A 12,037-nucleotide genomic window follows, 5' to 3' on the forward strand; every position below is an offset into this window, starting at 1 on the left:
CCGTCCGGGGCAACGCACCGTGACGAGTGGGAGAGACTCTAAGCGGCGCCTGTGACAACAAGCCCGGCAGCCGCCCGATCAGGCGGCTGCCGGGCGGGGCAGAGCGCGCTACCGACCGGCGAGGCGGGTGGTGAGGTCCGCGTCCGTGATCTCGCGGACCACCCGGCAGGGTGTCCCGAGAGCGACCGTCATCGGGGGGACGTCGCGGCTGACGACGCTGCCGGCGCCGATGACCGAGCCGTATCCGATCCGCACCCCCGGCAGGACCACCACGTTGCTGCCGATCCACACCTTGTCCTCGATGACGATCGGTTCGGAGAACCGCGCGAAGTCGACCCGGCGTGCCGGGTGCACCGGATGTCCCGTCGTGGCCAGCGTCACGCCGGGCGCGATCATGACGCCGTTGCCTATGCGGATGTCCACGTCGTCGACGAACGTCAGATTCACATTCCCGAAGAAGTCGTCCCCGATGTGGACGTTGCTGCCGAACGCGGCGTGGAACGGCGGCAGCAGCACCGTACGTTCCCCGACCGAGCCGAGGATCTCGACGAGCAGCGACCGGCGCCGCTCCTCCTCGCGCGGCGGTGTGTGGTTGTAGTCGAAGATCTGCTCCGTCCGCCGCTCGGAGTTCAGGGAAGCCGCTTCCGACTCGGTGTAGATGAGCCCTTGGGCGATCCGGGCGAGCACTTCGTCCTCATGCGCATGCGTCACAGCGGGACGTTCCCTTCAGCCATCTGTTCCAGTACTTCGGCCTGCTTGGCGTACTCCCGGGCGATCGCCGCGTTCGGGGCGATCGACTCCGCCGTCCGGTATACCCCGGCAGCCTCACGCGCGCGGCCGAGCCGGCGCAGCGCGTCCGCGCGGACCGCGGGCACGGCGTGGTTCCCGGCCAGCTTCTTGGACGTACCGAGAGCGTCCACTGCGTCCAGTTGCGCCTGAGGGCCCTGGTGCATCCCGACCGCGACAGCGCGGTTGAGCTCGACCACCGGGTTCGCGCGCAGGGCGAGGAGCCGGTCGTACCACGTCACGATCGCCGCCCAGTCGGTCGCGGCCGCGGTCGGGGCGAGGGCGTGCTGCGCGGCGATGGCCGCCTGGAGGGCGTAGGAGCCGCCTGAATCGACGGCCTCGCGGGCGAGAGCAACTCCCTCCGCGATGAGTGCGTGGTCCCACCGGGTGCGGTCCTGCCGGTCCAGCGTGACCAGCCCGCCGTCGGCGTCGAGCCGGGCGGCGCGCCTCGAATGCTGGAGCAGCAGCAGTGCGAGGAGCCCCCGCGCCTCCGGCTCGTCCGGTGCCTCGGCGGCGACGAGCCGGGCGAGGCGGACGGCCTCCTCCGCGAGGGTGTCGCGCTGGGTGCTGCCGTCACTCGGTGCGTAACCCTCGGTGAACATGAGGTAGATGACGGCGAGTACGCCGTCCAGCCGTTCGGCGCGGGCGCCGGGCGGCGGTACCCGGTACGGGATGCCTGCGGCCGCGATCTTGCGTTTCGCCCGCAGGATCCGTTGCGACACGGTGTCCTCGCCCACCAGGAAGACGCGGGCGATCTCGCGTGTGGTCAGGCCGCTGACCGCCCGCAGGGTCAGTGCGACCCTGGATTCCATCGGGAGCGCCGGGTGGCAGCAGGTGAACACCAGCCGTAGCCGCTCGTCCCCGGGCGGCTGCGGTTCGCGGGCCGCATCGAGCGCGGCGACCTCGGCCAGCTTGCCGCGCTCGGTCGTCCCCCGGCGCAGTACGTCGAAGGCACGGTGCCGCGCGGCGGTCACCAGCCACGCCCCCGGCTTCTGCGGCACCCCTTCCCGTTCCCAGGCCGGCAGGGCGCGGGCGAACGCCTCCTGTGCGCAGTCCTCGGCCAGCTCCCAGTCGCCGGTGAGGCGCACGATCGTGCCGAACACGACGCCCCACTCGCTCCGGTACGCCTCCGCGAGCGCCGCCCGCACCTGTGCCGGCCCGGTGTTCACGAGAAGTCGCTCCAGAACTCGCGCAGTTCGACGCTTCCGGACCGCGCCATGGGACAGCGGGCGAGGTAGCGGATCGCCTCCTCCCATTCACCGTCCACGAACACGATCCCGGACACCTGTTCCGGCCCGTCCGTGTAAGCGCCGTCGGTGATCAGCAACTCCCCTTCGCGGCGGCGTACGAGGGTGGCGTCCTGGACGGGACGCAGGTGCTCACCGGCCAGGTAGTGGCCGGAGGCGAGGCCCTCGCGGACCCAGTCGGCCACCGCGGCGGGCTCGGGGGTGAAGGCCGGCGCGTCCGGGTCCGTCCGCATGATCGCGAGGAAGCGGGAAGCGGGCGCGTCGCCCTCGTGCGGGGTGTTTCCGGTGCCGGGCCCGTGATCGATCGGTTCGGCGGGCCGGACCTCGATGCGTCCTGCGGTCGCCATCGGGTGCGAGGCGGCGACCTCGATCGCCTCGTCGAGGTCAGCGGCCTCCAGGAGGTCGTACCCGGCGATCCACTCGGCCGTCTCGGCGAACGGGCCGTCGGTGACCAGAACCCGGTCCCCGCGCACGCGGACCGTTCTGGTCTCCTCGGCCGGCTTGAGCGGCATTCCCTCCACCCGGACGCCTCGGTCGTTCCACTTCTCGACCCATGCCTGCGGGTTCTCGTCGGTCGGCTCCCCCGCGGGGTCCGTGGCGATGAACAACACGTACTTCATGACCGTTCTCCTTTCGGACGCTTCATGAGGACGACGAACGGCCTTCGCGGAATCCGACAACGCGGCGCGGAATTCTTTTCCGGTTCGGCCCTGCTCCCCCGCCAGGGCCTCGATGGCCGGTCGGAGCAGGGCAGCGATGAGTTCGGCCGGTGGACCGAGTCTGCCCTGGTATGACTCGCATCAGCGTCGTTTCCCCCGGCTCCGTCTCTCCCGACGTCCCCGCCACAGGGCGCCCCCACCGCCCTGTCGCCGTCCATGAGATCACCCTGGGCATCGAGTCGTTCGGTGACGACGACGCGCCACTCGTCCTGCTCGTGGGCGGGACGACCATGCTCTCCTGGCCCGACGCGCTGTGCGAGCGCCTCGCCGGGGGCGGACGCCGCGTGGTCCGCTACGACCTGCGCGACAGCGGGGAGTCGACGACGGCGGACCCGCAGGCTCCCGCCTACACCCTGCGCGATCTCGCCGCCGACGCGGCGGCCCTTGCCGACGCGCTCGGCGGGCGGCCCGCGCACCTCGCGGGGATCGGCGTCGGCGGGATGGTCGCCCAGGTGGCCGTGCTCGACCATCCGGGCACGTTCTCGGCGCTCACCCTGGCCGGTACCCGCCCGGTCGCCCCCGGCCCGCCCGACGAGGACCTCCCCGACCACGACCGGGCGACGATGAGCCGGCTGTTCGCGCGCCCGATGCCCGACTGGACCGACCGTGCGGCGGTGGCGGAGTTCGCCGCCGACGGCGCGGAGATCCGTGGCGACGACCCCGCCGCCGCACGCGCGGTCGCCGGGCGCGTCTGGGACCGCACGCCCGGCTCCGCGCCGCCGGTCCACCTGGCCAACCAGTTGGGCATGGTGTTCTCCAAGCTCGACTGCACACCCCGTTGGCGCGAGCGTCTGCCCGGTATCACGGTCCCCGCACTCGTCGTCCACGGCCGCCGCGACCCGTTCTTCCCCGTCGGCAACGGCGAGGCGATCGCGCGCGAGATCCCCGGGGCACGGCTGCTCGTCCTCGACGGGGCGGCCACCACGATCCCCGACGCGGCCGTCGACGAGGTCGCGGAGGCGATGCTCACGCTCGGGCAGATCGAGTAGCGGAGCGCGGTCAGGCGGAGATCAGCGCAGTCCGGCGAAGAGATCGTTCTCGGGCAGGGCCGCCCCGGTGGCGTCCTTGACGCGCACGAAGGTCTCCAGGCCCATGAACTCGGCGAACCTCTCCTTGCCCATCTTGAGGAAGAAGATGTTCTCGCCCTGGCTGGCGTGCGCTGCCAGCGAGTCGAACTTCTGACCGCTGAACGCGGTGGTGTCCACCCACGTGGTGACCTCGTCGTCGGGGAGGCCGATCTCGGCCAGCGCGGCGGCCTCTGCGGGGTCCGGCTCCGGCATGTCCTCGTGGAACTCACGCATGGTCTCCCCGAACCGCTGCATCATGGAGCGGGGCATCGTCGTCCAGTACACCTTCGGGGTCAGCGATGTCATCTCCAGCGCCGCCATCGTGATGCGGTTGGCCTGGATGTGGTCGGGGTGGCCGTAGAAGCCGTTCTCGTCGTACGTGACGACCACATCGGGCCGGTAGTGCCGCATGAGCTCCGCGAGCCGGGCGGCGCCCTCCTCCACGGGGGTCTGCCAGAAGGATCCGGGCGCTTCGTTGCTCGGCCAGCCGATCATCCCGGAGTCCGCGTAGTCGAGCATCTCCAGGTCGCTGATCTTCAGGACCTCGCAGCTCGCCTCAAGCTCCTTGCGGCGCATTGACGCGACGGCCGCCGGATCGTGCCCGGGGCTGCCCGGCTTGACACCCCCGGGTCCGTCACCGCAACCGCCGTCGGTACAGGTCACGAGAACCGTGCGGATGCCTTCCGCCGCGTAGCGCGCGAGGATTCCGCCGGTTCCGGTGGCCTCGTCATCGGGGTGGGCGTGCACTGCCATGAGGGTCAACGGCCGGTCAGTCATGGAAAAGTCCTCCTGCGGACATACTTCTCGGTGTGCGTGCGCGGCGGGCATACCGCGATCCGGGGGCCGTCACCCGGCGGGGCGGTCGACACTGCGGTCGCCGCGATTCCCCGCCCGTGCGGCGCCGGTCCCCCGGTGATGCAACCGCACCGGCCGGACCGTCTGTTCCCGACGGCAGCCGATTGGCCTTCGAGGCCTGTCGTCCCACACCTACCGGCCGGCGTCACGCGCCACGAAGCGGAAGTCGGCCGTACGCGGCAGCGGTGCCACGCAACGGTGTGACCAACGTTTGAAAGCACCGACACGGTAAAGACGGTCCTTGACAGCGACTTTATACAACCAGGTAGGAGAGGCATTATGGGCATCATTGCTTGGATCATCATCGGCTTGCTCGCGGGCCTCATCGCCAAGGCCCTGATGCCGGGCAAGGACCCGGGCGGCATCATCATCACGATGTTCATCGGTATCGCGGGCGGTCTGCTCGGCGGCTGGCTCGGCAAGGTCATCTTCGGCGTCGACTCCATCGACGGCTTCTTCGACCTCTCCACCTGGATCGCGGCCATCGTCGGCTCGCTCATCCTCCTCGTGCTGTACCGCGTCTTCACCGGCAACCGCCGCCACGCCTGACCCCGTACGAACGTCACCGCGAATCGGCTCCGCCCTCCCCGGGCGGAGCCGATTCGCGCTCATGGCGGCAGCGGAGCCGCCCACTCACCGGCGGGCGCTCCGTCGATGTCCCAGCCGTACCGGCGTACGCGGGCAACGGTGGCCTCTTCGCCCGGAGGGCAGGGAGGGGCCAACATGAGCGGGTCGGTCCGGGCGCCCCAGTACCTTCCGTACAGAACGAGGGCCTCCTGCTCCCGGCCCGCCGCGTACACGGATTCGGCCGCGCTCTTCAGAGCCTGGATCTCGCCCTGCCGCCAGGACTTCTCGTACCAGGTCAGTGCCTCACCGAAGCTGCGCGCGGCGGTCAGGGTGTCGGCGAACCATTGTTGGGCCTGTGCGTTCCCCGCCTCCAGCGCGCGGGCGTAGTAGTGCGCCGCCCGCTCGTGACCGGCACCCTCCAGGGCGCGGGCGGCATTCGCCATCGAGGCCGGGTCGATCGAGGCGGCCTCGTCGAACCAGGTCAGGGCGGACTCGGGGCGGCCCGCGTCGAGCAGCCATGCCGCGCCCGCGTGGAGCGACGACACCCTGCCCGCCGCGGGCAGGACCGCGCAGACCTGCCGGGCCTCGCTCACGCGGTCCGCGTGGATCAGCCGGCTCACGACAATCAGGACCGGTATCTCGCGTGCCGGCCAGGGAAACGCGCTCAGCCGTGCCACGGCTTCGTTCAGACGGCCGTCCGGCAGCAACTGCGCGTACAGCGAAACCTCCTCTCTGTCCGTCGGCACCGCTTCCAGTACGCCCAGCGCCTCCTCCACCCGGTCCGACGCGGCCAACGTCGACGCCCAGGCGGACCGGGCCTCGGTCAGACCCGACGCCACGGCTGCCCGGAAGAAGGCGTTGGCCTCCGGCCAGTCCTCGTCCGGCACAGGAGCGTAGGACTCGAAGAGGTGGCGGGTGCGGCCGACGGCGACGGCACGCGCCAGCAACTCCCGGGCCTCGCGCCAGCGACGGACGTAGACAGCGTCCACGCAGGCCAGTTGGTAGGCATCGAGGTTTCCGCCCCGCGCGGCAGTCTCGTAGTAGCGCAAAGCCTCGTCCCACTGATCCGCTTCGACGAGTCGCCAGGCGAGATCCAGGGCCGCCGTGCCGTCCGGGAACCGGGCGATGATCACGTCGTACCACTCATGCGCCCGCTCGCTGTCGCCGCACTCGTAGAGGCGCCCGGCGGCATCCACCAGCGGCTCCGGGTCCGCCGCGGCGTCCACCGCCCTGGCGAACCACGAATCGCCCGCGGGGTCCGTCTCCCACCACCGGGAAGCCATCCACGCCAGCGCGGCCGCGTCCGAGGCCTCGGCGGCGGCCTCGGTCCAGGCATCGGCCTCGGGGATACGTCCCTGATGCCGCAGGAACTCGGCCGCCTGCCACCACGCACCCCGGTTTCCGGCCCGTAGTGCGTCGCGGCACAGATCGTGGGCCAGCCGGTACAGCCCGCGGCGGTGAGCGGTCCGTGCCAGTTCCAGCAGACCGGTGGCATCCATGTGCTCGGCCAGTGTCCGCCACAGTGCGGGAGGGACCGGCTCGACAGTCCGCCGCTCCTGCCCGTACTGGTCCAGGACGTCGCTCAGCCGGTAGTGCGGGACTCCCGGTCCGGCCTCTGCGGGCGGCGGCGTGGGGGTGAGTGGCCCGGCGGCTCCGAGGCACTCCTCGGTGGCGTACGACAGGGCCTCGCGCAGCCAGTCGGGGCGGCGCAGCAGCCGCTCGCGCTGGGAGGCACTGAGGTAGACCGGCACCGCGGCTTCGAGCAGTGCGAGCGGAATCCGCTGATCATGCCCGAGCCGACGGATGTCCATGGCGGCGAGCAGCAGCGCCCGCGCGTTCTCCGGCGCGGCTTCCCACCGCGCCAGGACCACGGGTGTTCCGGCCAGCCACTGGGCGACCTCCCCGTCGGCGGCCTGTTCCGAGGCTGCGGCGAGCCTCGCGTCGGTGTTCGCCGCACGTCGCAGCGCCCGCATGTCGTCGTCGGTGAAGCGGGGCGGCACGGGGATCGGATCCCGCAGCAGTGACTGGAAGCACCGGGCCCTCGGGTCGGTTCCCGCGGTCAGCTCGTGCCACGTCCGCGTCCACATCGTCCCCAGAACGAGTACGGGCGCCCGCCGCGCGCTGTGGACGAGGTCGTCGATCCGGTCGGCGAGCTGACCGCCGTCGGCACCGCCGGTGGCGGGCAGGCACGTGTAGCGGGTCTCGTCCAGCCAGATCACGGTCTGCGGCGCCACCCGGTGGAGCCCCGCGAGGGCTTCCTCCGCGCTGTGCGGTGCCCACAGCCGCCAGTCGCCACGACGCCGCAGCGCGCCGAGCGCCTCCCAACAGGCGCGGCTCTTGCCGTAGGACGAATCACCGGTCAGCCAGAGCAGTTTGCTCTCCCCCGCCGTGACCGCCGCGTCGACTCCGGCCGCCAGCCGTTCGTCGTGTGCGCGTCCTACGTAGGGCGGCAACGGGGGCGACCCCGCAGAGCGCCCCCTGGGCACCGCGATGCTGCGGTGAACTCCCAGCGCGAAGGGATCGGTTGTCTCGGTCAGCCAGTCTCCCACCGGCTCGTGCGGGGCGGGGGACGCCCGACCGGCAGGCGGGTTCCGCGATGCCACGGGGTCCGTGGGTACGTCGACGGGTGCCGGGGCCGGAAGGCCGGAACCGGCCGCCCGCTCGCCCGGCAGCCCGGTCGGTCGCTCGGTGCGTGCCCGGCGTCGCCGGCCGAGCCACCGGTCAACCGAGAGAAGTCCCGGCGTCAGACGGTTGGCCGGGGGCAGGCCTTGGCTCCGTCGGGCCTGGACCGCCGTATGGACCAGGGCGATGACGACGCGCTCGTTGGGAACGTTCCTGCCGGAGCACCAGTCGCTGAGGCGCTGCTCCGAGAAGCTCGGGGCGCGCTTCGGAGGATCGGGCAGATGCCGTTCGATCAGGGCGGCCCGGCGCACGAACTCCGCCCTGCTCAGCCCGGAGGCGTCGATCAGCTCGACGACGCGCGCGGCGAACTCCCGACGATCTGACCGCGGTTCGTGGTCGGTCAACCCCACCTCCGGATATCTCCGGTCCGGATCCGCTCCGGACAGGTCGACCGTAACCGCTCCCGCCTGCGGTTCTTCCCGGTACGCCGAAACCGGACCCGGCCGGGACACGGCCCGCGCCCCACCATCGCCACCATGACGAACACACCCAGCGGCGAGGCCGCCACAGAATCCCGGCGGCGCCCGCTCGCCCGCCCCGCCCGGCCGGCGCGAACTCACCCTCGTACGGCCCGCGCGGTCATCGCTGCCGCCGTCCTGCTCCTGCTGCTCCTGCTGGTGCTGCTGGTCCTGTCGGCCTCCGCGTCGGCGCAGGCGATCGCGGAACCCGGCACCACCCCGGCCCCCGTATCCGCCCCGGTCCAGACTCTCCCGCGGACCGAGCCCGCGCCCGCGACTCCCGTACCGGTCACAGTGGTTCAGCCGCCGGGCATCAGCGGATACCTGCCGGCCGAATACGTGCCGGTGCTGTTCATCGCCACGCTGATCGCCTGCCTCGCCTCCCGGCCCGGCGGCAAGGAGGCGGTCAGGGCACTCGTCGCCATGTGGCGCGGCGGAGGGGGCGCGCCTCCGCCGGAATAGCCGCGGTCCTCGGCGTCACCTGGTGAAGACGAGGCTGACGTTGTGTCCGCCGAACCCGAACGAGTTGGCCAGCGCGGCGGACCACTGCCCGGTGCGCCGCTCGCCGCGCACCACGTCCAGTTCGACGCGCGGGTCGAGTTCGTCGAGATTGCGCGTGGCCGGGACAGTGCCGTCCCTGAGCGCGAGCAGAGCGGCCATGGCGCCGACCGTACCGGACGCGCCGATCATGTGGCCGGTCATCGACTTCGTCGCCGTCACCGCGGCGTGGCCGCCGATCACCAGGCTGATCGCCTCGGCCTCCGCCAGGTCGCCGGACTCGGTCGAGGTGGCGTGGGCGTGCACGATTCCGATGTCCGCCGGGGCCAGGCCCGCGTCGTGCAGCGCCAGCTCCATGGCGCGGGCCTGGCCGTCCGCGTCGGACGCCGTGATGTGGTTCGCGCTCGAACTCACGGCGCTGCCGGCCAGCGTGCCGTAGGCACGTGCTCCACGGGCGCGGGCGAACCCGGCGCGTTCGAGCACCACCATCCCCACGCCCTCGCCCATGACGAACCCGGACCGCTTGACGTCGAAGGGGCGGGACACGGTCTCCGGGTCTGCGGAGCGTGTCGACAGGGCCTTCATCTGGGCGAATGCCGCGATGGTGAAGGGGTGCAGGCACGCCTCCACGCCACCCGCGACCACCACGTCGGCCCGGCCGCCGCGGATCAGGTCCTGCCCGAGGGCCAGGGCCTCGGCCCCGGACGCGCAGGCGCTCACCGGAGTCCTGGCACCCCCCTTCGCGCCCAGGTCCATACTCACCCAGGCGGCCGGCCCGTTGGGCATCAGCATGGGGACCGCGAACGGCGACAGCCGGCGAATACCGGCGCGTTCGAAGATGTCGTCCTGCCCCAGTGTGCTTAGTACACCACCGGTTCCGGTACCGATGACGACTGCGAACCTTTCCGGCTCGACCTGCGGAGCCCCGGCGTCCCGCCAGGCCTCGCGCGCGCCGAGGACGGCGATCTGCTCGCCCCGGTCCAGCTTCCTGGCCTCGGCCCTCGGCAGCAGGGAGGCGGGGTCCACCGTGAGCCCGGCCGCCACGTGCACCGGCAGGTCAGCCGCCCACTCCTCCGCCAGGAGACGCACCCCGGACGTACCGGCCAGCAGCCCCGACCAGGTCGACGGCGCGTCGGCTCCCAGTGGCGTCATCGCACCGACGCCCGTAACCAGCACACGACTGTCATGGGTCACACGAGCCTCCTGGAACTGTCTGAATACGACAGATCAACGATCTGCCCTCACGGCGATCATTCCAGCATTCAGCAGGGAACTCAGGGCAGGAGCCGACCGATTCGGAAGCGAGAGATTGTACGCTCTCAACAATTCTTCCCGGCCTGACCGGAAGGCCGACGACGGCTCCGCGGGATGAGCCCCGGCCGCCGCCCCGCATCTCGCGTGCACCCGCGCCGAAACATGGCCAGATCCCGCCGGGACCAGCACAAACATCACCCGGCCGCGATCATCGCATCGAGTTAATATCGGCAGATTTCCTTGGTCCGGGCGGCGGAGCGGCCATTACTGTTCCCCTGGATCTGGACGGATTCACCTTCGTATCCCACGCTTTCGTCCAGTTGTTCGGTGTGTTCGCATATGACCTCGACTGCCCTGACCAAGGAGAGCCTCCCCGATGACTGTTGACTCGAACTCGGAAGCACGGCTGGAACTGCCCAAACAGTCCAGTCTCGGGACAGCGGCTGCCCGTAACCTCGCCTCCACGACCAAGTCCGCCCCGCAGATGCAGGAGATCACCTCCCGCTGGCTGCTGCGGATGCTCCCCTGGGTGGAGACCAAGGGCGGTGCCTACCGGGTGAACCGCCGGCTCGCCTACACCGTCGGGGACGGCAAGGTGGAGTTCGTCCAGGACGGCGCCGAGGTCCGGGTGATCCCCCAGGAGCTGGGTGAACTGGCCCTGCTTCGCGGCTTCGACGACCTCGACGCGCTGACCGCCATCGCCGGCCGGTGCGTCCAGCGTGACTTCCGGGCGGGCGAGACGCTGGTCGAGCGGGGAGCGGCGGCGGACCGGATCCACCTCATCGCACACGGCCGCATCGGCCAGACCTCCGTGGGCGGTTACGGCGACGAGATCGCCCTGGACGTCCTCGCGGACGGTGACCGGTTCGGGGACAACGCGCTGCTGGACGAGGACGCCCGGTGGGAGCAGACCGCTGTCGCCGAGACGTCCGGCACGCTGCTCACCTTGTCCCGCGCCGACTTCATGGCCGTGGTCGCCTCGGCCCCCGGACTCCGAGACCACGTCGAGCAGTTCACCTCGCGCTCCCGCCAGGCGCAGAACCATCGCGGCGAGGCGGAGATCGCGATGTCGGCCGGCCACACCGGCGAGCACGCGCTGCCCGGCGCCTTCGCGGACTACGAGCTGAATCCGCGCGAGTACGAACTCTCGGTCGCCCAGACCATCCTGCGGATCCACACCAGGGTCGCGGACCTCTACAACGGGCCGATGAACCAGACCGAGGAGCAGCTCAGGCTCACCATCGAGGCGCTGCGCGAGCGCCAGGAGCACGAGCTGATCAACAACCGGGAGTTCGGGCTGCTCCACAACGCCGACTTCAAGCAGCGCATCCAGCCGCACTCCGGCGCGCCGACCCCGGACGACCTGGACGAACTGCTCTGCCGCCGCCGAGGTTCCAAGTTCTTCCTCGCGCACCCCCGGACGATCGCGGCGATCGGGCGGGAGTTCAACTCGCGCGGACTCTACCCGGACCATGTCGACCTCGGCGGCCAGCAGGTTCCGGCCTGGCGCGGGGTGCCGATCCTCCCCTGCAACAAGATCCCCGTCACGCAGGAGCGGACCAGCTCGATCCTCTGCATGCGTACCGGCGAGGAGAACCAGGGCGTGGTCGGCCTGCACCAGACGGGTCTGCCGGACGAGTACGAGCCGGGACTGTCGGTCCGGTTCATGGGGCTCGACGAGAAGGCGATCACGTCCTACCTCGTCACCACCTACTATTCCGCGGCCATCCTCGTGCCGGACGCGGTCGGTGTGCTGGAGAACGTGCAGATCGCCAACTGGCCCAAGTAGCCGGCCGGCCCGTGCCGCGTGGTGCGAGGGCGCGGATCCGGCAGGCCGATCGTGCTCGCCCGGCGCCCCTCGCCCGGAAGCCTCCGGACAACCGCCCACCCACCAAGGAGTCATG

Annotated in this window: 10 protein-coding genes; 4 read left to right on the forward strand and 6 right to left on the reverse strand. The window is 71.3% G+C overall.

Going from position 1 to position 12,037, the window contains the following annotated elements; all coding sequences use genetic code 11:
• Positions 1–108: 108 nt before the first annotated feature.
• The 3 genes from ACZ601_RS04985 to ACZ601_RS04995 are packed head-to-tail and all read right to left on the reverse strand — an operon-like array spanning position 109 to position 2,653.
• Positions 109–711: a sugar O-acetyltransferase gene (locus ACZ601_RS04985; RefSeq protein WP_469533033.1), complete on the reverse strand. Its 603-nt coding sequence runs from the start codon at positions 709–711 to the stop codon at positions 109–111.
• Positions 708–1,955: an RNA polymerase sigma factor gene (locus ACZ601_RS04990; RefSeq protein WP_469533036.1), complete on the reverse strand. Its 1,248-nt coding sequence runs from the start codon at positions 1,953–1,955 to the stop codon at positions 708–710. The genes ACZ601_RS04985 and ACZ601_RS04990 overlap by 4 nt, the downstream gene beginning before the upstream one ends.
• Positions 1,952–2,653 (reverse strand): YciI family protein, encoded by a 702-nt coding sequence (locus ACZ601_RS04995; RefSeq protein ID WP_440575866.1) that lies wholly within the window; start codon positions 2,651–2,653, stop codon positions 1,952–1,954. The genes ACZ601_RS04990 and ACZ601_RS04995 overlap by 4 nt, the downstream gene beginning before the upstream one ends.
• Before the next feature lie 170 nt (positions 2,654–2,823).
• Between ACZ601_RS04995 and ACZ601_RS05000 the strand changes: the two genes are divergently transcribed.
• Positions 2,824–3,741 carry an alpha/beta fold hydrolase gene (locus tag ACZ601_RS05000; RefSeq protein WP_469533038.1) on the forward strand — a complete coding sequence of 306 codons (918 nt, stop codon included), beginning with the start codon at positions 2,824–2,826 and terminating at the stop codon, positions 3,739–3,741.
• Between the two features lie 21 nt (positions 3,742–3,762).
• Here the strand turns inward: ACZ601_RS05000 and ACZ601_RS05005 are convergent, their stop codons facing one another.
• The gene (locus ACZ601_RS05005; RefSeq protein WP_440575864.1) at positions 3,763–4,596 is read right to left on the reverse strand and encodes a PIG-L family deacetylase; all 834 of its coding nucleotides are present in this window, start codon (positions 4,594–4,596) and stop codon (positions 3,763–3,765) included.
• A gap of 357 nt (positions 4,597–4,953) precedes the next feature.
• Here ACZ601_RS05005 and ACZ601_RS05010 point away from each other — a divergent pair, with 357 nt between their 5' ends.
• Complete coding sequence (locus ACZ601_RS05010; protein ID WP_440575863.1) at positions 4,954–5,223, forward strand: GlsB/YeaQ/YmgE family stress response membrane protein; 270 nt, start codon at positions 4,954–4,956, stop codon at positions 5,221–5,223.
• Between the two features lie 59 nt (positions 5,224–5,282).
• Here ACZ601_RS05010 and ACZ601_RS05015 read toward each other — a convergent pair whose 3' ends face one another.
• Positions 5,283–8,267, reverse strand: coding sequence for a hypothetical protein (locus ACZ601_RS05015; protein WP_469533042.1), 2,985 nt, complete (start codon positions 8,265–8,267; stop codon positions 5,283–5,285).
• 132 nt (positions 8,268–8,399) lie between these two features.
• On the opposite strand from ACZ601_RS05015, the gene ACZ601_RS05020 reads away from it, so the two are divergent.
• Positions 8,400–8,843 (forward strand): hypothetical protein, encoded by a 444-nt coding sequence (locus ACZ601_RS05020; protein WP_469533044.1) that lies wholly within the window; start codon positions 8,400–8,402, stop codon positions 8,841–8,843.
• A gap of 15 nt (positions 8,844–8,858) precedes the next feature.
• Here the strand turns inward: ACZ601_RS05020 and ACZ601_RS05025 are convergent, their stop codons facing one another.
• The gene (locus tag ACZ601_RS05025) at positions 8,859–10,073 is read right to left on the reverse strand and encodes a beta-ketoacyl-[acyl-carrier-protein] synthase family protein (RefSeq protein ID WP_469533047.1); all 1,215 of its coding nucleotides are present in this window, start codon (positions 10,071–10,073) and stop codon (positions 8,859–8,861) included.
• Between the two features lie 436 nt (positions 10,074–10,509).
• Between ACZ601_RS05025 and ACZ601_RS05030 the strand changes: the two genes are divergently transcribed.
• Positions 10,510–11,922, forward strand: coding sequence for a family 2B encapsulin nanocompartment shell protein (locus tag ACZ601_RS05030; protein ID WP_469533049.1), 1,413 nt, complete (start codon positions 10,510–10,512; stop codon positions 11,920–11,922).
• The last annotated feature ends 115 nt before the right edge of the window (positions 11,923–12,037 follow it).

Source organism: Streptomyces sp. NPDC104307 (assembly GCF_055584045.1).

Excerpts from the sequence above, each read along its gene's own strand:
- ACZ601_RS04995 (WP_440575866.1), bottom strand. The coding sequence starts at position 2,653 with ATGAAGTACGTGTTGTTCATCGCCACGGACCCCGCGGGGGAGCCGACC.
- ACZ601_RS05000 (WP_469533038.1), top strand. The coding sequence starts at position 2,824 with ATGACTCGCATCAGCGTCGTTTCCCCCGGCTCCGTCTCTCCCGACGTC.
- ACZ601_RS05005 (WP_440575864.1), bottom strand. The coding sequence starts at position 4,596 with ATGACTGACCGGCCGTTGACCCTCATGGCAGTGCACGCCCACCCCGAT.
- ACZ601_RS05010 (WP_440575863.1), top strand. The coding sequence starts at position 4,954 with ATGGGCATCATTGCTTGGATCATCATCGGCTTGCTCGCGGGCCTCATC.
- ACZ601_RS05020 (WP_469533044.1), top strand. The coding sequence starts at position 8,400 with ATGACGAACACACCCAGCGGCGAGGCCGCCACAGAATCCCGGCGGCGC.
- ACZ601_RS05030 (WP_469533049.1), top strand. The coding sequence starts at position 10,510 with ATGACTGTTGACTCGAACTCGGAAGCACGGCTGGAACTGCCCAAACAG.